We start from the raw sequence: 21,049 nt of genomic DNA, 5'->3' as shown, positions 1-21,049 counted from the left end.
TCAGCCAGGAGGTGCTGATCAGCTGAGCCCGGCACCTCGACGGCGACGGCTCACCACGAGAAGTGTCGCGCCGAGTGCCAGCGCTCCCGCGCCGACGGCCAAGGGCAGTGCGAGCCCACCGCCGGTGCGGGGCAGGTCTCCATCCCCACTCGCCGAGGCGGTCCCGGATGAATCCGAATCATCGCCCGTTCCTGCGACGTTCGCTTCTGCACCGTTTGCCTCGGCGCTGGAGTCGGCAGTGCCGGCATCTGCCGTGCCGGCGTCGTTTCCGCTCCCGTCGTCGGTACCGTCAGACCCGACACCACCCGAGGCAGCACCGTCGGAGGCGGCGTTGTCGGAGGCGGTGCCACCCGTACCAGCATCGGCATCTGCACTCGGACCATCGGCACCTGGGTCCGCGTCGTCTCCCGTTCCAGCACCGTCGGCGTCATCATTCGCACCTGCACCATCAGCGCCTGCCCCGGAGTCGGTACCTGCATCGGCTTCGGCGCCGGCTTCGACACCGGCATCGGCCTCCGCGTCGTCATCCGGGGCTGGTTCTTCCGCCTCGGCGCGCCTGAGTTCGACATCGTCGATCTGCTCGGCTGCGGCCTGCGCCTCCGCGCGCTCACCATCGGCCGGTGCCCCGCCTGCCGGCACCTCATAGGTCGTCGCCCGCAGCGCCTCGTCGCTGACCCGGACCCGCGTGAAGGCGGGCACGTCGTTGTGGACGCTCTTGCCTTCCCAGTCGAGGCCGGGAACGTAGTCATAGAACTTCGACCCTGACGAGGAGGTCAGCGTGAGGTAGAGCGTCTGCCCGTCTTCTTTCTCTTCCTCGGCTCCCGCTTCCGACCCTTTCACTCGCTTGCCTTCGCCGTCCATGAGGAAGGTGCGGTTGAAGATGTGGTCATGGCCGGAGACGACGAGGTCGATGTCATTGCGGGCCGCGACCGGAGGGATCGCTTTCCGCAGCCGTTTGACGTCGAGGTCGTCCCAATGTGTTGCCGTCGAATAGATCGAGTGGTGGAACCCGAGAACAGTCCAGCGTGCCTGGTCTCCGTGCTCGGCGACGACCTCGTCGATGAACTCGGCGTGGGCATCCACGTCCGGGCTGTTCGAGTTGATGTTGAGGAACAGGACTCCATCGTCGATGAACCAGTAGTCGCCGCCACCGCCGTGATCCTGGCTCACATTCGGTCGGTTGAAGTGCTGCTCATAGGCTTTCGAAGACACATCGTGGTTGCCGATCGTCGTCGCCTGCGGGATCGTGCGGGTCGCTTCCGGTGCCAGGTATTGAGCATACTGCTCCTGGTTGCCGGCGGAGTTGACCTGGTCTCCCAGCGAGTAGAAGAAGCTCGGTTCGTCAGCGGTGGCCACTGCCGAGGACAGGGTCCGGTCCCAACCGGCAGCGTCGTCGGGATCTCCGCCTCCGGCGCCGACCTGGGGGTCGCCGAAGACGAGGAATTCGTCGTCTCCTCCAGCAGATCCTGTGGTGAATTGCTCCACCTCGGTGTACCCGTCCTCTTCGCTGCCGACCTGGTAGGCGTAGTCAATGCCAGGTTTCAGGTCGGTCATGCTCGCATGGTTGAAGTGACGCTTGAGGTCGGCGGCAAGGCCCGAGTCCGTGGTCTCAGCCTTGTCAGCATCGGCGGGGAGCTTTCCGCCAACGAGCTCACTCGCCGGCGCCCACCGGACCTCTCCCCCACCGGCACTCTCACTCATCCACGAGAGGTTGCGCGCCGTGGAGTCGGCCCCGACCTGCAACACGGTATCGGTGATAGCCTCGCTCCCAGCATCCGCCTCGGCGGGCGAATCCGTCCGGTCAGGGCTCGGAGTCTGAGCAGAGTCGGCATTCGCGCCCTGGGTCGCGGTCGACCCTCCGGAACCGAGAGATGGCTCGGCACGCACGGGAACCGGGGCCGCCACCAGAGCGGCGAGCAGGGTAGCGGCAGACAGGGCACTGAGCGGTCTCTTAAGTCGATGCGTATTCACCCGCCCATTCCTACTGACCAGTAGTGTCCGGTTGTTCGAGGCCCATCGACGGGAATGGGAACGGGAAGTGAATCCTCGATGACCGCCCCCGGCCTCCGCGTCGCCACGGATCCCGGTCGCTGCCCCGCTCCCCTGTTGTACAGTGGTGGCTACGACAGGGGAGCGCCGTCAGGGGCGCTGAGAGTGCAGAAGAAGCTGCAGACCCTCGAACCTGATGCGGTTAGCACCGCCGAAGGAAGTCGAGACTCTTCACCCCTCCTTGAAATGAGGAGGCACAATGCCGAATACCACTACGCCGAGCACCACCCCCACCTCTTCACGCGCCTTCACCGCGGCGCCGAAATCCAAACAGTGGCGGGTGGTCGACTATGTCACCACCGCCGTTCTCGGCATTGCCGTGGGGCTTGTGTTCTGGGTGTTGGCGCTGAGCTGGAAGGTCCTCGAACTCGCCTTCCAGGCATTCCCGCCGTCGATCGGTCTCATCGCAGGACTCTGGGTGCTGGCCGGTCCGCTCGCCGGTGCCATCATCCGCAAACCCGGTGCCGCGCTCCTGTGCGAACTCATCGCCGCCATCGTCGAAGCCGTCCTCGGCTCTCACTTCGGAGCAACCGTCCTGCTCTCGGGTCTGCTGCAGGGCCTCGGTGCCGAACTCGTCTTCGCCGCCTTCGGCTACAAGCGCTTCACCCTGTGGGTCACCGCCGCATCGGGCATGCTGGCGGCTGCGTTCATGGCAGTGAGCGAGAACATCATGTACAACGCCGAATGGCAGTTCGGCTTCCAGGCGATCTACGCAGTCTGCGCGATCGTCTCCGGCCTCGTCATCTCCGGGATCGGCGCCTGGTTCGCCTACCGGGCGATCGCGGCTACCGGAGCGCTCAGCTCCTTCGCCTCAGGCCGACTGCGCTGATGGCGCTGCCGATCACGGCCGCCGGCTTCTCATGGACACACACCGACCGTGACCAGCCGGCAGTCGGACCGCTCGATCTGCAGATCACGGCCGGAGAGAAAGTGCTGCTGCTCGGCGCCTCCGGGGCCGGCAAATCGACGTTCCTCCACGCCGTCGCCGGTGTCCTGCCCGAGGAATCGGGTGAGGCCACCGGTGAACTCCTCGTCGGCGGTGAGAAACCGGATCCCCGCCGAGGCAGCACCGGGCTGGTCCTCCAAGATCCCGATTCTCAGGTGATCTTCTCCCGCATCGGTGATGATGTGGCGTTCGGGATGGAGAACCTCGGACTCCCGTCCGAGACAATCGACGCTCAGGTCCCCGAGTCCCTGCAGGCGCTGGGACTCGATCTGCCGCCGGGGCATCCGAGTGCCGCTCTGTCCGGTGGGCACAAACAGCGGCTGGCTCTGGCCGGGATCCATGCGATGGCCCCGGAGGTCATCGTCCTCGACGAACCGACGGCCAATATCGATCCCGCCTCAGCGACCGAGGTCCGCGATGCCGTGCTCACCGTGCAAGCCGAGACACAGGCGACCATGCTCATCGTCGAACACCGGGTGGAGCTGTGGCTCGATCACGTCGATCGGGTCATCGTGCTCGGCCGCGAAGGCATCGCCGCCCAAGGCCCTCCGGGGCAGATCTTCACCGAGGCGGCCCTGACCGAGACGCTCATCGACTGCGGAATCTGGATGCCGCGGCACTCCCCCGACCCGCGCCGAGGCGGAACCGCAGAAATCAATAGGACGACGGGCCGCCTCGGCGAGGTTCTGCTGCGCACCCATCGGCTCAGCGTTGCTCGACCGCGCATGGCCACCCCCGCCGCGACCGACCTTGACCTGAGCCTGCGTGCCGGTCAGGCACTCGGAATCGTCGGTGCGAACGGGGCAGGCAAATCGACCACGGCCCTGACCCTGGCGGGCCTTCTGCCCGAATTCTCCGGACAGGTCCTCGCCGAGGCGCCCCTGCGGGACGGAGCCAAACGGGCCCGGCCATTCGCCTGGCCGTCGAAGCAGCTGGCGGCGCGCATCGGCATGGTCTTCCAGGAACCGGCACACCAGTTCCTCACCTCGAGCGTGGCGACCGAACTCGAGCTGGGCCCCCGACTGGCCGGATGGTCTGCCGCCGAGTCGCAGGCACGGGTGGATGAGCTTCTTGAGGGACTCGGTCTCACCGGGTTGGCGCAGGCTCATCCGCAGAGTCTCTCAGGTGGGGAGAAGCGACGCCTGTCGGTGGCAACGATGCTGGCGCCCCGGCCACGGGTGCTCATCGTCGATGAGCCGACCTTCGGTCAGGATGCGCTGACGTGGGCGGGGTTGGTGGAGATGTTCCTCGACGCCTTGGTACACGGTTCCGCGGTGGTCGCGGTCAGCCACGATCAGGCGTTCCTCGAGGCCATAGGTGCCGATGTCCTCAAGCTCGGTGGCTGCCTGAGTGCAGATCGCGATGTCGTCGACGAGTCGGAATCGCGTGTCAGGGCGGGTGATCGCGGTGAGTGAGAGTCTCGATGTGCGTTCTCGCCCCTCCCCTGAGGTCGCCGTACAGGATCCGGGACAGCTCATCCCCGTGGTGCGTTCCACCGCTTTGGCTCGGTGCAATCCGCTGACGAAGATCGCAGTGGCCCTCATCCTCATGGTCGGGGCGCTGCTGAGCATTGATCTCATCTCTGCCGGGGTGGTGCTGCTCGCGGCAGTGCTGGCGCTGCCGGCGACGGGACTCGATCTGGTGGCCGCGGCCAAGCGGCTGTGGTTCCTCCCCGCCGGCGCTCTGCTCGCCGCTTGGGGCACGGCGCTGTTGGCGGAGAAGACTGGGGATGTGGTCGTCGACTTCGGTCCGATTCTGTTCACCACCGGGTCGCTGGCCGCGGCCGCGGCGATCTTCGTCCGTGCCTTGGCATTGGCGATCCCGCTCATCGTGCTCGCGTCGACGATCGATCCGCGTGATCTCGCCGATGCGCTCATTCAGCATCTGCGGCTGCCAGAGGTGGTTGTGGTCTCGGTTCTCGCGGCCTCACGTCTGCTCGGACTGCTGGTCAGTGAGTGGCAGGTGCTGGCGATGGCCAGGCGGGCCAGAGGTGTCGCGGGCGGTTCGCTTCTGCGGCGCACGGGCAGCCTCTTCAGCGGGGTATTCGTTCTGCTCGTGGTCTCGATTCGCCGGGCAACGAACCTGGCGATGGCGATGGAGGGACGGGCATTCGGTCGTCCGGGCCGCACGTGGCGCAGGCGGTCGAGTTTCGCGGTCCGAGATGTCGTGGCGGTGCTTCTCAGTCTGGCTGTCTGCGCGGTCGCGATCGGTGCGGCTCACATGTTCGGAGTCTGGAACCCGATCATCGGCTGAGGCGGATCGGGTGTCTCGGAGCTGCCGTGCTCACAAGAGGTCGGAGCTGTTCCACCGGCGGTCGATCAAAACTGCCGGACGGTCAGAGCTCAGAGCTGCTTGAGGAAGTCCTTGCCGAAGGCCCGCCATTCCTCGAGGGCTTCGGGGCTGGGAAGCTTTGACGTGGTGAGGACGAAGAGGGTTTTGTCTTCGCTCTTCGTCTCGGCTGCGGCTTCGACCTTGATGCCGCCGTCGAGGTTCGCTCTCCAGAAGGAGCGTTTCGCCGTCTCCGAGGTGCGGGGATCACCGTCGAGGGCTACCTCGTTGAGGGTGTCGCCGACGAGGGACGCGAATTTTTCGATGAGTGCGGAACGATCGCCGGGAATGGTGCGGGAGACGGCGACGTCGAAAGTGCCGTCGGCGCGCTGGCCGGGGACTCGGCGTCCGATCTCCTGCTCGTAGGCGACGACGGCGCCCTGGACCCACCAGCCGTGGTTGTCGACTCTGCCGTCGAACTGGGGATAGAGAGCGTCGGCGAGCTCTTTGTGACTCGCCGACGCTCCCCCGGCCGCCTCCAAGCGAGCACGGGTGGCGGCCCATGGTTCGCCGAGGGCCTTTTCGATCGATGCGATGTTCTGCGCTTTGGTCGCCATGGCAGAAGTCTATGTGCTCGATCGACCGGTGTTGAAGGCCTGGTAGGCGATCAGTCGATCTTCAGTTCGCCCATTTCGTCCCAGCCTTCACCGTCGATCTTGCGGGAGATGATCTTCGGGGTCGACACCAGGTGCGGGCGCATGGCTTCGAGGCCGGCGGCGAAGTGATCGCTGGTGACGTGCGGTTCTGCGCCTTCATCGGTGAATGCCTCGACGAGAACGAACTCGTTCGGGTTCTCCAGACTCTTCGACCATTCGAAGAAGAGATTGCCGGGTTCGGCGCGGGTCGCCTCGGTGAAGGCCCGAACGGCTTCGGGGAACTTCTCGACACTGTGGGGTTTCACGTCATATTTCACGACGATGAAGATCATGATCATTCTCCTTCAGTTGATCAGCAGTATGGGTCGATCCCAGCCTAATTCTGCCGCCCTTGCGAATCGACCGGCTCACAGCCTTTCGGCGATGAGGACGAGGAAGTCGCTGTCAGCTTCGAAGGGGCGGAGTTCCCAGGTGGAGAACTTCTGGTCGACGAACATCCCCGTGGCCTTGACGTCCTCGATGAAATCGTCGAAATCATACCCGCGTCCGGCACCGAAGCCGGACACGAACCGGCCGCCGTGTTTGAGCGTCGATTTGATATTGCCCAAGGTCTGCCGGCGCGAGGCGGGATCGAGGAAGGACAGGACGTTTCCGGCGCAGAAGGCCACATCGATCTCGGTGATCCCGGCGCCGGCGAAATCGAAGTCGGCGAGGTCGCCGGTGTGCCATTCACCGCTGGGGAAGTCCTCCTCGGCGACGGAGATGAGGAATTCGTCGAGATCCACGCCGAAGACGGTGTGCCCTTCGTCGATGAGCAGTCCGCCGGCCCGGCCGGTTCCGCAGCCGGCATCGAGGATGCGCGATCCCCGCGGAGCCATGGCGTTGACGAACCTGGCCTCACCGCCGATGTCATGCCCGGCGGCCGCAAGATCTCGCCACCGCTGCGCGTAGTTCGCCGAATGGTCGGGGTTGGCCCTGCGTACCTTATTCCACTGATGGTCGAAGCTCATGTCCTCATCCTAGGTCGGAATCTCAGGCGAAGACTTCGGTGACCACCTTAGCGACCGCCCGGACCGGATCGCTGGGGTCCGGGGAAGTCAGCACGATGATCTCGCGTCCGCCCGCCTCGACGACGGGGTGGAGGTCGACGTCGGACCCACCCAACGACATCATGATCGGCGTCGCCAGGGTCAGGCCGAGCCCGGTTCCGGCGAGCGCCAGCGCGACCGCGGTGTCCGTGACGATATGGGTCTCCTTCGCATTGATTCCCAGCGCCGAGGTGGCCAACCGCATCGCGCGGCCGAAGAGCTCCTCGGCCGGCGGTAGGATCCAGTCGGCCTCGGCCAGATCGTCATCGCTCGGCCGGGACGTCCCCGCGGGGACGACGATGCCGAAGTCTTCCTCGGCCACAGCTTCCCAACTCAGCCCGCGCATCGGCGGCAGCGGCGCGGCCGGGTAGTTGATCCCGATCCCCAGGTCGATGATCCCGTCGATGACGGCGGCCGACATGGTCTCGACATTGATCTCCCGCGCCCGGACTTCGATATGCGGATGGCGCTCGGCCAGCGCCCGCACCACCTTCGGCAGCGCCGTCGTCGATGCCGATCCGAAGACGCCGAGGGTGACGATGGCCTCGCTGCGGAAGTCCCGGCCGAGCATCGCCATCTCCGCCTGCTGCTGAGCGGCGAGGATGTTCCGCGCCCTGGGCAGCAGGGTGCGCCCGGCTTCGGCGAGGACGAGCCCACGGCCGCGCCGTCGGAACAGGTCGGAATCGACGACTCTGCGCAGGGCTGAGATGTGCTGGGACACGGCCCCGACGCTGTAGCCGAGGTGGTCGGCCGCCCGCGTCATCGATCCGAGTTCGGCCACAGCGACGAATGTGCGCAGCTGTCCGAGCGTCCATGTCATGGCAGCGCTCTCCTGTCTTTAGGTTTCTTGAACACAATGTTCACAAACTCTCCCTTGTTCTTAAGTGTGATGGCAACCACAATGAAGTCAAGACACAAACGCCGACATCGCCGTCGGCACTCTCCGTTTCCGGGGCGACCAACGACGGTCGCCCCGGCAGCAGACAGCGAGGTGAACCGTGGAATCCCCCACCGCATCAGCCACCACCCCTCACACCGACGGGGTCCCCGACACGTCCAGAGCCCTGCCCGCCGAAGCCTCCGTCGTCATCATCGGCGCCGGCGTCATGGGAGCGGCCATCGCCTACCACCTGGCCGAACGCGGAGTCCGCGACATCGTCATCGTCGAACGCAACACCCCCGGAGCCGGATCGACGTCGAAGGCCGCTGGAGGTGTGCGCTGCCAATTCTCCGACGAGGTCAACATCGCATTGGCCGCCCGCGGGCTCGAAGTGCTGCGGAACTTCGAAACCGATTTCGGCGTCGACATCGACCTGGTCAGCAACGGCTATCTGTTCCTCCTCGACAACGATGACGACGTGCGCGCGTTCACCGACAACGTGGCCCTGCAACAGCGGATGGGGCTGGATTCGCGGATGCTCACCATCGCCGAGGTGGCCGAGCTGGCCCCGTTCGTCAACACCGAAGGGCTGATCGCCGGGGCGTTCAATCCCGGCGACGGTCACTGCACCCCCGAGGCCGTCGTCGCAGGCTTCGTCACCGCCGCCCGCGAGCGCGGGGTCACGGTGGTCAAGAACTGCGAGGTCACCGGATTCGACACCGACGGCGGAACGGATCGCATGGCCACCTCGGTGATCACGAATCAGGGCACGATCAGCTGCGAACAGGTCGTCGTCGCGGCGGGAGCCTGGTCCGGCCCCATCGGGGACATGGCCGGGGTCGACCTGCCCGTGAAGCCGCTGCGGCGGGAGATCATGGTCTCCGAGCCCGTCGATTTCGACACCTCGCAGATGCCCTTCACGATAGATTTCTCCACCAGCTACTACGTCCACCCGGAAGGAACCGGGCTGCTGTTCGGCTGCCCCGATGAGGTCGATGACTGGTCCTTCAACGACAAACGCGACCCGAACTGGCTGGCCACCCTGGCCGAGCACATCGAAGCCCGCACCCCGGAACTCGGCGAAGTCGAGGCCAAACACGGGTGGGCGGGACTGTATGAGATGACGCCCGACCACAATGCCCTCATCGGCGAGGCCGAGGAGAGGCCGGGATTCTTCTACGCCTGCGGGTTCTCCGGTCACGGCTTCCTCATGGGCCCGGCCGTCGGAGAGGTCGTCGCCGACCTCATGACCGGCCGCATCCCCTTCGTCGACGTGGCTCCCATGGACAAACGACGCTTCGCCACCACCGGACTGCGCAAGGAGCTCAACGTGATCTGAGGCCTCGCACACCCGCCCCTCATCTCCCACCTCCCCGCAACGACTGAACTCCACCGACCGGCCAAGCGACCGATCGACACAGCAGACGACGAAAGGACAGCAATGACTGCACTGCCCACCGATCAGACCATCACCGACCTCCTCACCTCAGGATTGAGCGCCTGCGGAGTAGACGCATCCGCTCTCAAGGGATCGGCCGCCTCGGCGAGCCTTCCGGCCCGCTCCCCCATCACGGGACAGGGCCTCGGCACGATCGCCGCGGACACCGTGCAGACAGCGGCGGACAAGATCGCCGCAGCCCAGACCGCGTTCGAGACCTGGCGGGACGTGCCCGCTCCCGTCCGCGGTCAGCTGGTGCAGCGGTGGGGACAGCTGCTCGGCGAGCACAAGGAGGATCTGGCCAAGATCATCACTGTCGAAGCCGGCAAAACCCCTTCCGAGGCGGCCGGCGAAGTCCAGGAGATGATCGACATCTGCGAGTTCGCACTCGGTCAGTCCCGGCAGCTGTGGGGCAAGACCATGCCCAGCGAACGGCCGGGTCACCGGCTCATGGAGACGTGGCATCCCCTCGGCGTCGTCGGGGTCATCTCCGCATTCAACTTCCCCGTGGCCGTGTATTCCTGGAACACCGCCCTGGCCCTGGTCGCCGGTGACGCGGTCGTGTGGAAGCCCTCAGAGAACGCCGTGCTCGCCGCCCTCGGGGCACAGTCGCTGCTGACCCGGGCCGCCGCCGAGGTGGGGGCACCGGAGAACCTCGCACCCGTCCTCGTCGGTGGCCGGGACATCGGAGATGTGATGGTCCGGGATGAACGCGTGGCCTTGGTCTCGGCGACGGGATCGGTGCGGATGGGTCGCGAGGTCGGACCCGTCGTGGCCGAGCGCTTCGGCAAGATCCTGCTCGAGCTCGGCGGCAACAACGCGGCGATCGTCGCCCCGAGCGCCGATATCGATCTGGCGCTGCGCGGAGTGGTCTTCGCGGCCGCCGGAACGGCCGGCCAGCGGTGCACGACGCTGCGGCGGCTCATCGTGCACGAGTCCATCGCCGACGAGTTCGTCGACAAGGTCGTCGCCGCATACAAGACGCTGAGCATCGGATCGCCGACCGATGACGGAGTGCTCGTGGGACCGCTCATCAATTCGGGTTCGTTCGATGCGATGCAGGCGGCCCTCAAACAGGCAGAGGCAGAGGGCGGCGAGATCCTCTGCGGTGGTGGCCGGGTGCTCGCCGATGAACGTCCGGATGCTCACTATGTCGAACCCGCCGTCGTGCGGATGCCCAGTCAGAGCGCAGTGGTCAAAGAGGAGACGTTCGCCCCGATCCTCTACGTCGTCACATATTCGGATCTCGATGAGGCACTCGAGATCCACAACGGAGTGCCGCAAGGTCTGTCCTCGGCAATCTTCACAGCCGAACTCGCCGAATCCGAGAAGTTCCTGTCCCGCTCCGACTGCGGAATCGCCAACGTCAACATCGGCACCTCCGGTGCGGAGATCGGCGGTGCTTTCGGCGGTGAGAAGGAGACCGGCGGCGGACGCGAGTCGGGTTCGGATTCGTGGAAGGCCTATATGCGCCCGGCCACGAACACGATCAACTACTCCGGAGAGCTGCCGCTGGCGCAGGGAGTCGAGTTCCTCTGAGAGAGCTGAGTCCTCTGGGGCGAAGTGAGGTCCTCGACCGGTGGGCCGGTGGGCTGATCGAAGCGCAGACCGGCCCACCGACGACCCTTCACGTCGTTCAAGTGCCAGCGCGGATATCACGTGGTACACGACGCGATATCCGCGCTGGCCCCTGAACGAGCGACTTTCGTACAAAAACCAAGGTAGATTGATGCCATGAGCAAAAATCCGCTACTGCCCGCCGCCTATGACGTGATCTGGTCCGGAGTCGTCCTAGTGCTCGTCGTCCTGCTCATCTGGGCAATGGTGAGCATCGCCCGATCAGGACTCGACCCTCGGGTGAGACTCGTCTGGGCGATCATCGTCCTGCTGTTGCCCGTCGTCGGACCGATCTGCTGGCTCATTGCACGACCGCAGAAGTCGGACACCAGTCTCAGCTGACGCGCAATCGCGCTCAGGTCACGCGAAACTCGAAAAAGTCGTCGCCAGTGACGACTCTTTCGAGTTTCGCGTTGACTGATCAACTCTCGTGCAGGACTGCGTCCTCAGCGATCTCTGCTCACGCTCTCGTCTGGCTCTGCACTCGAGGATGCAGAATCGTGCTTGCACTGGCTGTCTGCACGCTCCCGTCGCCGGTGGTCTCGGAGAATGAAGGCGAGGCAGAGCAGTGAGCAGGCGGGAAAGACGATGAGCGTGAGAACCCAGGGCCCGCCTGCACGGAGGTCCTCTTCACCCGACAACACCGAAGTTGCCAGAGCGATGCCTGCGCTGTAAGCCATGATGATGTGCCTCATGCTCCGCACCCTACGCACCGGGAAATCAAGACACAAGCATCCTTGCCCGTAGTCGGAACTGCTGCCTGGTTCACGACCCCACCTCCGAGAGGTCCCCTCCCTCTTAACGCCCGCCTTCGCGCATCGATCAAGGGCTCGCTCGAATCACACGACGTAAACGGGGCGATATTCGAGCGAACCCTTGAACGAGCAGGTTTCGGGCAGAAGTCGGCTGTCCGGTAGACCGAACAGAGTGACGCTGAGCTCCGACCGCGACTGTCTGCTTGCCCACAGATCCGGGTGCGGCCGCGACTTCGGCATTGCCGAGGACTAAAATCGAGTCTGGACCAGTGAACGCTGTTGAAACCCTGCACCCCGCCTAAGGAGACCCCTGTGATTGAGCTGAAGACGCCCGCCGAGATCGACAAGATGGCGGTGACCGGCCGTTTCGTCGCGAAGACCTTGGCCGAGCTGACCTCGATCGCAGAACCGGGCATGGACATCATGCACCTGGAGAAGACCGCGCGGAAGCTCATTGAGGATGCCGGAGCGAAGTCCTGCTACTGGGACTACGCCCCCTCCTTCGGCTCCGGCCCCTTCCGCAACGTCATCTGCCTGTCCGTCAATGACGGCGTCCTCCACGGCAAGCCCCACAGCTACGTGATGAAGGACGGCGACGTGCTCACCCTCGACTTCGCCGTATCCATCGACGGCTGGGTCGCCGACGCCGCACGCTCCGTCGTCGTCGGCAACGGCAGCGACGAGGACCAACGACTCATCGACACCACTTGGGCCGGCCTCGAAGCCGGAATCAGCGCCGCCCAAGCAGGCAATCGCCTCGGCGATATCTCGAAGGCCATCGGTGACGTGGCCGATGCCCACCGCATCCCCGTCAACCTCGACTTCGGCGGGCACGGTCTCGGCCACACGATGCACGAGGATCCGCACGTGCCCAACCGCGGAAAGGGAGGTCGCGGCTTGGTCCTCAAACCGGGTCTGACCTTGGCGATCGAACCCTGGTGGTCGTTCACCTCGAAGAAGTTGTCCGTCGACAAGGACGGTTGGACCCTGCGCCTGGCCGACGGTTCGAATGGTGCCCATTCGGAGAACACGATCGCCATCACCGAGGATGGTCCCCGAATCCTCACCACGCTCGACTGACCTGGCTGCCGCACTCTGCCGGCAGGGGCGTCCGACGAACTCATCGTCGGGCGCCCTTCTGCATTCACCGGGCTCCCCCGCTGCAGTGCGCACCGGCCAGCTCTCCTTGTCACTGAGGCCGGACTCTCGAGCAAGGACTCTCGTGTCAGCGGCCCGTGCCAGAATTGCGGTATGTCTTTCACATGCTCGGAATGCGGCTATTCGACAGTCAAATGGTTGGGACGCTGCCCCGAATGCCAGGCCTGGGGCACCCTTGAGGAAAAGGGCGCGAACTCGTCGAAGGTGAAGACGAAAATCAAGAAATCCAATGCGGCGAAGCCGATCAGCGAGATCGACTCGTCGCTCGCGCAGGCGAGATCGACGTTCGTCCCCGAGTTCGATCGGGTGCTCGGCGGTGGCATCGTGCCTGGCGCCGTTGTCCTGCTCTCCGGCGAGCCGGGGGTCGGCAAGTCGACGCTGCTGCTCGACGTCGCCGCGAAGATCGCCATGTTCGGGGTCAAGGTTCTCTATGTCACCGGTGAGGAATCCGCCGGTCAGGTGCGGCTGCGCGCCGAACGGATCAATGCCCTGGCCGACTCGCTGCTCCTCGCCGCCGAGACCGATCTGGGGTCGGTACTGGGAATGATCGAATCCGAACAGCCGGAGCTGCTCGTCGTCGACTCGATCCAAACTTTGGCATCCTCCGAGGTCGAAGGCATCCCCGGCGGAGTCACCCAGGTCCGCGAAGTCGCCTCCGCCCTCATCAGGGAAGCCAAGGCCCGGTCTCTGCCGACTGTGCTCGTCGGCCACATCACGAAGGACGGCACGATCGCCGGTCCTCGCCTTCTCGAGCACCTCGTCGACGTCGTATGCACCTTCGAAGGTGAGAGGCATTCGCGTCTGCGTATGCTGCGCGCGGTGAAGAATCGCTTCGGCCCCACCGACGACGTGGGCTGTTTCGATATGGAGGAGAACGGGATCAAGAGTCTCGAGGACCCGTCGGGACTGTTCCTCTCGCGCAGCGGTGCGAATCCGCCCGGCACTTGCCTAACGGTGACGCAGGAGGGCAAGCGACCGCTGCTCGTCGAAGTCCAATCGCTCATCACAGAATCCGCCGGCGGCCAGTCCCGTCGCTCGGTCTCCGGAGTCGATTCCTCCCGAGTGGCGATGATGCTGGCTGTGCTCAGCCAGAACGTCGCGCAGGCGGACCTCGCCAAGAGCGATGTCTTCACCGCCACCGTCGGCGGAGCGAAGCTCTCCGAGCCGGCCAGCGACCTCGCGATCTGCATGTCCCTGGCCTCGGCGCTGCTCGGCAAGCCGCTGGCTCGCCACCTCGTCGCGATCGGCGAAGTCAGCCTGTCAGGGGAGATCCGCAATGTCCCCAATCTCGGCCAACGCCTCAACGAAGCCAAACGACTGGGCATCACTCATGCCGTCGTCGCCAAGGGAGCCATGACCAATGTGGCGGCACCGGACAAGATGGAGGTCGAGGAGTGCGAACACATCGCCGGGGCGGTCGAACTGATGCTGACGAAGCAGGGTCTTCGGGAGCAGAAGTGAGAAAGTTCGGGACTTTCGCTTGGTTTTGGAGCATCCTGGTGTCATGACCACGACAGTTTTTCCCGCCTTCCGGACCACCGATGCCGCAGCGACGATCGAACTGCTGGTCACGCTCGGGTTCACCGAAAGACTGCTCGTGCGCAATGAGCAGGACCCGGCCCTCGTCGAGCATGCCGAATTCGCGCTCGGTGACAACGGCGGGATCATGTTCGGTTCGGTCCGCAACGACGGATCGGCACTCGATGCAGTGGGCGGAAGCTCGATCTACGTCGTCGTCGACACCGAACGAGAAGTGGACCGACTCTACCAGGAGATCGTCGACCTGGGGCATGCGATCGTGCGACCGGTAGCGACTCAAGACTACGGCGGCCGCGAATTCGACTTCCGCGACCACGACGGGAACTCTTGGGGAGTCGGCTCCTACCGTGGTGCCTGAGGACTCAGTCCTGCGGTTCCTCTGACTGCTTCTCATCCGAGGAGTCCTTCTCGCCGGATTCCTTTTCCGACTTCTTCTCCTCGTCGGCTTTCTTCTTCTCCTCCGCGGCCTTCTTCTCCTTGGCCTTATCGGCGGCGCTCTTCTCGAGCTCGAACGGCGTCGGTTCGCTCTTCTTGTCATCGAGCTTCACGATGAGCTCGTAGTCGCCGGGGGCGAAGTCAGCGTCTTCGCGGTTGCAGTTCTTGTCGACCTTGATCCGGTTCCATTTGAGTTTCGCAGTCTTCTCCGACTGCGGTGCGAACTCCGTGGAAGCTTCGGCATTCTCGTCTTTCGCCGCCGCGCAGTACTCCGACGACCACACGACATCACCGTTCTTTTCGACGATGAATTCCTGCTTATCGGTACCGACCTCGATGAGGCACGTGGCGGTGTGGCCGTTCTCGATGACCATGCCGAATTCGGGTTCTTTCCCATCCTTCACGGATTTCGGATCGACCTTCGCCTTCAGCGAGAGTTTGTCCTCCGGGCACTTTCCGCTCGCTGCCTTCTTATCCGGCACCGGTGCCGCCGTCGTCGATTCGGCCGGGGTAGTCTCCTCGGCTGCAACCTTGTCCGATCCGTCGCTGCGGCCGCCGATGGCTTTGACGATTCCGACGATTCCGAGCACGAGAAGCCCCAGGACGAGGAGGCTGGCCACAGCAAGCGTGATACGGCGTCGGCGGTACACGTGAGCAGGCAGCTTCCCGCTAGACTGGCGAGGCTGCCCGGCAGCTCTGTTCGGCTGCGAACCACGATTGGAAGGAGTCATCGCTTTGAGCCTAGGCCGAAGCGACTGAGCATCCAAATGACACACCGAGCCGGTCCCGAATCGAATCCCTCCGGGTCGACCTCCGCCTTCCCCGAGGTGTCCGAACCTGTGCTCAGACGAGTCCAGGACACCATCATCGCCTGGTTCGAGGACACCGCCCGCGACCTGCCGTGGAGGCACCCGAAGACGAGTGCCTGGGCAATCCTCGTCAGTGAGATCATGTCCCAACAGACCCCTGTCGCCCGAGTCGAACCGCGATGGCGTGCGTGGATGGACAAATGGCCGACACCAGCCGACCTCGCCGCCGCCCCGACCGCCGAAGTCCTCCACTCCTGGGATCGCTTGGGCTATCCGCGCAGAGCGCTGCGACTGCAGGAAGCCGCCGAAGTCATCGCCGCGGACCTGGACAACCGGGTTCCCGAAACGACCGAAGAGCTCGAACGACTGCCGGGCATCGGGTCCTATACCGCCGCCGCGGTTTCCTCCTTCGCTTTCGGCAGAAAGACGACCGTGCTCGACACGAACGTGCGTCGGGTCCTCATCCGCCTCTTCGCGGGCCGGGAACGCCCCACCACCTCACCTGGCCGGAAGGAGACTGCCTGGGCGGCCGCCCTGGTGCCCGAGGACAAGCACGTTGAGTGGAACGCCGGAGTCATGGAGTTCGGGGCCCTCGTCTGCACGGCACGCAATCCCGACTGCCCCGCCTGCCCGCTCCAGGACATCTGCACATGGAACCGATTGGGCAGACCCGCCTCGGCGACGAAACCGAAGACTCAGAAGTGGGCAGGCACCGATCGACAGCTGCGCGGCGCGATCATGGATGTCCTCAAGGCAGCGCACGTCGCCGGGGACGACCGACGCGGTGTCCGGCTCGACGTCTTCACCGCCTCGGTGACCGACTTCGACCCGGTGTTTCTCGACTCACTGGCCGAATCGACGGCCACGGCGGTGGCGCGAGTGCGTGAACTCAGTGCGGACCAGGACAGGATCAATCGGCTCATCTCCGACCTCGTCGACGACGGTCTGGCACAACAGGTCGATGGCCGATTGGCATTGCCGAACAGCTGAATCAGGACCCGAACATGGCAGACGTCGCCACTGGACGGTGCGTGTGCGGCAGTCGCCTACACTGGCCGGTGAGAGCGTGGCCAAGACCGACGCCCGCCGGTGACGGCCAGGATCAGGGTCTGCCTCAGAGGTATTTGATCATCCGTGAGTTGCCCAGGGTATTCGGTTTGACCCTGGCCAGGTCGAGAAACTCTGCGACGCCCTCATCGGTGGAGTGAAGCAGCTCGACGTAGACCTCGGGTGAGACGGGGATGCCCTTGATCGGTTCGAAGCCGAGCGAACCGAAGAATCCGGTCTCGAAGGTCAGGCAGAACACCCGGTCGACTCCGATCTCACGAGCATCGGCGAGCAGCTGCTGGATGATCGCCTTGCCCACTCCCCTGCCCCGATAGTCCGGTGACGTGGCGACCGTGCGCGCCTCGGCGAGATCCGCCCAGATGATGTGCAGGGCGCCGCAGCCGGCGAGGATCTCGGAACCATCGGGCTGCGGGTCGACGACCAGCCAGAACTCCTGCAGCGACTCGAAGTAGGTCACCGTGTCCTTGGCGAGCAGGATCCGCTCACCGGCCAGTGGGGCGACCAGGGCTTCGATGCCTTTGACATCGCCGGTCCTCGCTCGTCGCAGGTACAGACCTCCTGGGAGTTCGTGCTTTGAATGATGGTCCTCGGAGATCAGTCCGTGATCGAAGTCGCCTGCATGTGAGCTCATACCGACATTCAACACCATCGCCGGAGGCGAACACGAAAGAGTCCGGGGAGTCGGCTGCTGCCGACTCCCCGGACTCTTATGCGTTATCCGAGAAGGTGATGAACGATCAGGCCGAGGTCTCCGAGGATCCGCTCGAACCGGACGAACCCAGACCTGCGAGTTCGCCTTCGTCATCCTCAGCGGGCTTCAGGCTCTCGGTCTCGATGCCTTCGAAGGTGAACTCAGCGTCCTTTCCTTCGCCCTTGACGTCGACCTTGATGGTCTGGCCGCGTCCGATCTCCTTGAACAGGATCTTCTCCGACAGAGTGTCCTCGATCTCGAGCTGGATCGTCCGACGCAGCGGACGGGCACCCAGGACGGGATCGTAGCCGCGCTCGGCGAGCAGATCCTTCGCCTTGGCCGTGACGTCGACCTTCATGCCCTGATCGGCCAGGCGGACGTCGAGACGTTCGAGGAAGAGATCGACGATCTTGATGATCTCGACCATGCTCAGCTGCGGGAACACGATCGTGTCATCGACCCGGTTGAGGAACTCGGGACGGAAGTGCTGCTTGAGCTCTTCGTTGACCCGCTGCTTCATCCGGTCGTAGTTGGTCTTCGTGTCACCCTCGACCTGGAATCCGAGCTGGAGTCCGCTCGAGACATCACGCGTACCGAGGTTGGTCGTCATGATGATGATGGTGTTCTTGAAGTCCACCTCACGACCCTGCGAGTCGGTCAGTCGACCATCCTCGAGGATCTGCAGCAGCGAGTTGAAGATGTCCGAGTGGGCCTTCTCCACCTCGTCGAAGAGGACGACCGAGAACGGCTTCCGGCGGACCTTCTCCGTGAGCTGACCGCCCTCTTCGTATCCGACATATCCCGGAGGCGAACCGAACAGTCGCGAAACCGTGTGCTTCTCCGAGTATTCGGACATGTCGAGGCTGATGAGCGAATCCTCATCGCCGAAGAGGAACTCCGAGAGAGCCTTGGCCAGCTCGGTCTTGCCGACGCCGGTGGGGCCCGCGAAGATGAACGAGCCGGAGGGGCGCTTCGGATCCTTCAGCCCGGCGCGGGTACGACGGATCGCCCGCGAGATCGCCTTGACCGCATCGTCCTGACCGATGACGCGCTTGTGCAGCTCGTCTTCCATCCGCAGCAGACGCGAGGACTCTTCCTCGGTGAGCTTGAAGATCGGAATGCCGGTGGCAGAGGCGAGCACTTCGGCGATGAGATCGGCATCGACGACCTTCGAGGTGTCGGTGCCGGACTTGCGCCACGCCTCGGTCTGCTCTTCCTTCTCCTTCTGCAGCTTCATCTCGGAATCGCGCTCCGAGGCTGCCAGTTCGAAGTCCTGAGCATCGATGGCGGCTTCCTTGCGGTGGCGGGCCTCGAGGATCTTCTCCTCCAGGTCACGCACCTCCTGGGGAACCGACAGACGCGAGATGCGCAGCTTGGCACCGGCTTCGTCGATGAGGTCGATCGCCTTGTCCGGCAGGTACCGGTCGTTGATGTAGCGATCGGACATGTTGACAGCGGCTGCCAGGGCTCCGTCGGTGACGGTGACCTTGTGGTGCGCTTCGTACTTGTCACGCAGACCCTTGAGGATCTCGATCGAATGCGCCAGCGACGGTTCGGGAACCTGGATCGGCTGGAACCGGCGCTCGAGAGCGGCATCCTTCTCGATGTGCTTGCGGTACTCGTCCAGCGTGGTCGCACCGATGGTCTGCAGCTCTCCGCGAGCCAGCATGGGCTTGAGGATCGAAGCGGCATCGATCGCACCTTCGGCGGCTCCGGCACCCACCAGGGTGTGGATCTCGTCGATGAAGAGGATGATGTCGCCGCGGGTGCGGATCTCCTTGAGCACCTTCTTCAGACGCTCCTCGAAGTCACCGCGGTAGCGGGAGCCTGCGACCAGCGAACCGAGGTCGAGTGTGTAGAGCTGCTTGTCGGCGAGGATCTCGGGGACATCGCCGTTGACGATGGCCTGTGCGAGTCCTTCGACGACAGCCGTCTTGCCGACACCGGGTTCACCGATGAGCACCGGGTTGTTCTTCGTGCGACGCGAGAGGATCTGCATCACGCGCTGCATCTGCTCGTGCCGGCCGATGACCGGGTCGAGCTTGGCCTCGCGGGCCGCAGCGGTGAGGTTGGTGCCGAACTGGTCGAGCACGAGCGATCCCGAGGGAGTTCCCTCTTCGCGGCCGCCGGCGGACACGGGTTCCTTGCCCTGGTAGCCCGACAGCAGCTTGATGACTTCCTGGCGGACGCGTCCGAGGTCCGCGCCGAGCTTGACGAGCACCTGCGCGGCAACGCCCTCGCCCTCACGGATGAGGCCGAGCAGAATATGCTCGGTGCCGATGTAGCTGTGACCCAGCTGCAGTGCTTCACGGAGGCTGAGCTCGAGGACCTTCTTCGCCCGCGGGGTGAAGGGAATATGGCCGCTCGGAGCCTGCTGTCCCTGACCGATGATCTCCTGGACCTGGTCGCGCACCTGCTCGAGGGAGATGTCCATACCCTCGAGTGCCTTCGCTGCCAGACCTTCACCCTCATGGATGAGGCCGAGCAGAATGTGCTCGGTGCCGATGTAGTTGTGTTTGAGAAGTTTCGCTTCTTCCTGCGCGAGCACCACGACGCGTCGTGCTCGGTCGGTGAACCGCTCGAACATATTCATCCTCCTCGGTCTTCTGATTCTTCTGAGCCTAACCACCACGACCGCGGTTCTATTGCAGGTTTCGCCATCAGCCGAAACCGTTTGGCTGTGGGCGAAATTCTCTAGACTCGAGACCCACACAGCAACGTCAGAGAGGACGCAGACATGCCCACCGATCCCACGATCATCCGGGACCTGGCCCGGGCCCACGGTCTCGACATCATCACCGATTCCATCGTCATCAACGAGCTCGGCCTCGACTTCCAGGTCGCCATCGCCGAGGCGGTCGACGGCGGAGCGTGGGTGCTCCGGATCCCTCGGCGTCCGGATGTCTCTGCCCGCGCCGCCGTCGAGGGCCGGTTCCTGGGCGCCATCGCACCGCATCTGAGCGTCGCGGTCCCCGATTGGCAGATCCACTCGAATGACCTCATCGCCTACCCGCTGCTGCCGGGAACACCCGGACTGACGATCGATGACAGTGGTCAGCCGCAGTGGCATTTCGATGTCGAATCCTCCGAGTATGCCGCATCGCTCGGATCAGTCCTCGCCGAACTTCACACCGTCGACCCGGCTGTCGTTCGGGACACAGGCATTCCGGAGTTCTCCCCCACCGAGATCCGACAGCGCAAGCGCGAAGACATCGACAACGTCGCCGCCGAGTTCGAGGTGGCGCCGTCCCTGCTCCGGCGGTGGACCGCGTGGCTCGACGAAGACAGCTATTGGCCGTCGTTCTCAACCGTGACTCATGGCGAGGTGTACCCGGCTCATCAGCTCATGGACGGACCCGTCAATCTGAGCATCCTCGACTGGACGACCGCGGCAATCGGCGATCCGGCCAGAGATTTCATGTTCCATCACGCCAGTGTCTCGGCCTCAGCGTTCGAGAACACGAGCGCGCGATACGTGGAAGCCGGCGCTCGGATCTGGCCCAGGTTCGCCGAGCACTGCGGCGAGCTCTACTCGACGTCGCCCGTCGAATTGGGGCTGTACGCTCTGCAGACCGGAGACCCGGAGCATATGAGTGCGGCACGAATTCAATTGAACCCGGAGAACTGAACCGACTTCAACAGCCGTGCGGTG

Annotated in this window: 19 protein-coding genes and 1 riboswitch; of the genes, 11 read left to right on the top strand and 8 right to left on the bottom strand. The window is 64.5% G+C overall.

Going from position 1 to position 21,049, the window contains the following annotated elements:
- Positions 1–18 precede the first annotated feature (18 nt).
- On the bottom strand, positions 19–1,746 hold the full coding sequence (locus AC239G_RS05390) for a purple acid phosphatase family protein (RefSeq protein ID WP_487490107.1): 1,728 nt from the start codon (positions 1,744–1,746) through the stop codon (positions 19–21).
- Positions 1,747–2,117: 371 nt separating this feature from the next.
- A riboswitch (TPP riboswitch) is annotated at positions 2,118–2,226 on the top strand.
- Positions 2,227–2,248: 22 nt separating this feature from the next.
- On the opposite strand from AC239G_RS05390, the gene AC239G_RS05385 reads away from it, so the two are divergent.
- Genes AC239G_RS05385 through AC239G_RS05375 form a run of 3 tightly spaced genes read left to right on the top strand, consistent with a single transcriptional unit; the run spans position 2,249 to position 5,248 of the window.
- The gene (locus tag AC239G_RS05385) at positions 2,249–2,878 is read left to right on the top strand and encodes an ECF transporter S component (protein ID WP_139468632.1); all 630 of its coding nucleotides are present in this window, start codon (positions 2,249–2,251) and stop codon (positions 2,876–2,878) included.
- Complete coding sequence (locus AC239G_RS05380; protein ID WP_487489939.1) at positions 2,878–4,410, top strand: ABC transporter ATP-binding protein; 1,533 nt, start codon at positions 2,878–2,880, stop codon at positions 4,408–4,410. Before AC239G_RS05385 ends, AC239G_RS05380 begins: the two co-directional genes overlap by 1 nt.
- Before the next feature lie 10 nt (positions 4,411–4,420).
- On the top strand, positions 4,421–5,248 hold the full coding sequence (locus AC239G_RS05375; RefSeq protein WP_248283961.1) for an energy-coupling factor transporter transmembrane component T family protein: 828 nt from the start codon (positions 4,421–4,423) through the stop codon (positions 5,246–5,248).
- Positions 5,249–5,337: 89 nt separating this feature from the next.
- On the opposite strand, the gene AC239G_RS05370 is transcribed toward AC239G_RS05375, so the two are convergent.
- The 4 genes from AC239G_RS05370 to AC239G_RS05355 all read right to left on the bottom strand — a co-directional run bounded on the left by AC239G_RS05370 (position 5,338) and on the right by AC239G_RS05355 (position 7,827).
- Positions 5,338–5,880: a hypothetical protein gene (locus AC239G_RS05370; protein ID WP_446655894.1), complete on the bottom strand. Its 543-nt coding sequence runs from the start codon at positions 5,878–5,880 to the stop codon at positions 5,338–5,340.
- A 50-nt stretch (positions 5,881–5,930) separates the two neighbouring features.
- A complete protein-coding gene (locus AC239G_RS05365; protein WP_139468636.1) occupies positions 5,931–6,251 on the bottom strand; it encodes a putative quinol monooxygenase in 321 nt (106 codons plus the stop codon).
- A gap of 75 nt (positions 6,252–6,326) precedes the next feature.
- The gene (locus AC239G_RS05360) at positions 6,327–6,929 is read right to left on the bottom strand and encodes a class I SAM-dependent methyltransferase (RefSeq protein ID WP_139468637.1); all 603 of its coding nucleotides are present in this window, start codon (positions 6,927–6,929) and stop codon (positions 6,327–6,329) included.
- Between the two features lie 22 nt (positions 6,930–6,951).
- Complete coding sequence (locus tag AC239G_RS05355) at positions 6,952–7,827, bottom strand: LysR family transcriptional regulator (RefSeq protein ID WP_139468638.1); 876 nt, start codon at positions 7,825–7,827, stop codon at positions 6,952–6,954.
- A 178-nt stretch (positions 7,828–8,005) separates the two neighbouring features.
- On the opposite strand from AC239G_RS05355, the gene AC239G_RS05350 reads away from it, so the two are divergent.
- From AC239G_RS05350 to AC239G_RS05325, 6 genes are all read left to right on the top strand, one after another.
- Positions 8,006–9,226 carry an NAD(P)/FAD-dependent oxidoreductase gene (locus AC239G_RS05350; RefSeq protein WP_446655895.1) on the top strand — a complete coding sequence of 407 codons (1,221 nt, stop codon included), beginning with the start codon at positions 8,006–8,008 and terminating at the stop codon, positions 9,224–9,226.
- A gap of 102 nt (positions 9,227–9,328) precedes the next feature.
- Positions 9,329–10,864, top strand: coding sequence for an L-piperidine-6-carboxylate dehydrogenase (amaB, locus tag AC239G_RS05345; protein WP_482401547.1), 1,536 nt, complete (start codon positions 9,329–9,331; stop codon positions 10,862–10,864).
- 195 nt (positions 10,865–11,059) lie between these two features.
- Positions 11,060–11,284, top strand: a complete 225-nt coding sequence (locus AC239G_RS05340; RefSeq protein WP_172173788.1) for a PLD nuclease N-terminal domain-containing protein — start codon at positions 11,060–11,062, stop codon at positions 11,282–11,284.
- Between the two features lie 725 nt (positions 11,285–12,009).
- Positions 12,010–12,777: a type I methionyl aminopeptidase gene (gene map, locus AC239G_RS05335; RefSeq protein ID WP_139468641.1), complete on the top strand. Its 768-nt coding sequence runs from the start codon at positions 12,010–12,012 to the stop codon at positions 12,775–12,777.
- Between the two features lie 171 nt (positions 12,778–12,948).
- Entirely contained in the window at positions 12,949–14,316 is a 1,368-nt protein-coding gene (gene radA, locus AC239G_RS05330; protein WP_446655897.1) for a DNA repair protein RadA, read from the top strand.
- A 43-nt stretch (positions 14,317–14,359) separates the two neighbouring features.
- The gene (locus AC239G_RS05325; protein WP_139468643.1) at positions 14,360–14,752 is read left to right on the top strand and encodes a VOC family protein; all 393 of its coding nucleotides are present in this window, start codon (positions 14,360–14,362) and stop codon (positions 14,750–14,752) included.
- 4 nt (positions 14,753–14,756) lie between these two features.
- On the opposite strand, the gene AC239G_RS05320 is transcribed toward AC239G_RS05325, so the two are convergent.
- Positions 14,757–15,560, bottom strand: a complete 804-nt coding sequence (locus tag AC239G_RS05320) for a hypothetical protein (protein ID WP_248283963.1) — start codon at positions 15,558–15,560, stop codon at positions 14,757–14,759.
- A gap of 36 nt (positions 15,561–15,596) precedes the next feature.
- Here AC239G_RS05320 and AC239G_RS05315 point away from each other — a divergent pair, with 36 nt between their 5' ends.
- Positions 15,597–16,628: an HhH-GPD family protein gene (locus AC239G_RS05315; protein WP_139468644.1), complete on the top strand. Its 1,032-nt coding sequence runs from the start codon at positions 15,597–15,599 to the stop codon at positions 16,626–16,628.
- Between the two features lie 124 nt (positions 16,629–16,752).
- Here AC239G_RS05315 and AC239G_RS05310 read toward each other — a convergent pair whose 3' ends face one another.
- Together AC239G_RS05310 and AC239G_RS05305 are read right to left on the bottom strand one after the other, a co-directional pair.
- A complete protein-coding gene (locus tag AC239G_RS05310) occupies positions 16,753–17,337 on the bottom strand; it encodes an amino-acid N-acetyltransferase (protein ID WP_446655898.1) in 585 nt (194 codons plus the stop codon).
- Between the two features lie 106 nt (positions 17,338–17,443).
- Positions 17,444–19,984: an ATP-dependent Clp protease ATP-binding subunit gene (locus AC239G_RS05305; RefSeq protein WP_139468746.1), complete on the bottom strand. Its 2,541-nt coding sequence runs from the start codon at positions 19,982–19,984 to the stop codon at positions 17,444–17,446.
- 150 nt (positions 19,985–20,134) lie between these two features.
- Between AC239G_RS05305 and AC239G_RS05300 the strand changes: the two genes are divergently transcribed.
- On the top strand, positions 20,135–21,025 hold the full coding sequence (locus tag AC239G_RS05300; protein WP_139468646.1) for a macrolide 2'-phosphotransferase: 891 nt from the start codon (positions 20,135–20,137) through the stop codon (positions 21,023–21,025).
- The last annotated feature ends 24 nt before the right edge of the window (positions 21,026–21,049 follow it).

This window comes from Brevibacterium sp. Lmc1 (assembly GCF_057654315.1).
The sequence above is the reverse complement of the archived record's forward strand: the minus strand, read 5'-3'. Positions and strand labels throughout refer to the sequence as shown.

Coding starts and splice junctions, on each gene's coding strand:
- AC239G_RS05385 (WP_139468632.1), top strand. CDS start 2,249: ATGCCGAATACCACTACGCCGAGCACCACCCCCACCTCTTCACGCGCC.
- AC239G_RS05380 (WP_487489939.1), top strand. CDS start 2,878: ATGGCGCTGCCGATCACGGCCGCCGGCTTCTCATGGACACACACCGAC.
- AC239G_RS05370 (WP_446655894.1), bottom strand. CDS start 5,880: ATGGCGACCAAAGCGCAGAACATCGCATCGATCGAAAAGGCCCTCGGC.
- AC239G_RS05365 (WP_139468636.1), bottom strand. CDS start 6,251: ATGATCTTCATCGTCGTGAAATATGACGTGAAACCCCACAGTGTCGAG.
- AC239G_RS05360 (WP_139468637.1), bottom strand. CDS start 6,929: ATGAGCTTCGACCATCAGTGGAATAAGGTACGCAGGGCCAACCCCGAC.
- AC239G_RS05355 (WP_139468638.1), bottom strand. CDS start 7,827: ATGACATGGACGCTCGGACAGCTGCGCACATTCGTCGCTGTGGCCGAA.
- amaB (WP_482401547.1), top strand. CDS start 9,329: ATGACTGCACTGCCCACCGATCAGACCATCACCGACCTCCTCACCTCA.
- AC239G_RS05340 (WP_172173788.1), top strand. CDS start 11,060: ATGAGCAAAAATCCGCTACTGCCCGCCGCCTATGACGTGATCTGGTCC.
- radA (WP_446655897.1), top strand. CDS start 12,949: ATGTCTTTCACATGCTCGGAATGCGGCTATTCGACAGTCAAATGGTTG.
- AC239G_RS05325 (WP_139468643.1), top strand. CDS start 14,360: ATGACCACGACAGTTTTTCCCGCCTTCCGGACCACCGATGCCGCAGCG.
- AC239G_RS05320 (WP_248283963.1), bottom strand. CDS start 15,560: ATGACTCCTTCCAATCGTGGTTCGCAGCCGAACAGAGCTGCCGGGCAG.
- AC239G_RS05315 (WP_139468644.1), top strand. CDS start 15,597: ATGACACACCGAGCCGGTCCCGAATCGAATCCCTCCGGGTCGACCTCC.
- AC239G_RS05310 (WP_446655898.1), bottom strand. CDS start 17,337: ATGAGCTCACATGCAGGCGACTTCGATCACGGACTGATCTCCGAGGAC.
- AC239G_RS05305 (WP_139468746.1), bottom strand. CDS start 19,984: ATGTTCGAGCGGTTCACCGACCGAGCACGACGCGTCGTGGTGCTCGCG.
- AC239G_RS05300 (WP_139468646.1), top strand. CDS start 20,135: ATGCCCACCGATCCCACGATCATCCGGGACCTGGCCCGGGCCCACGGT.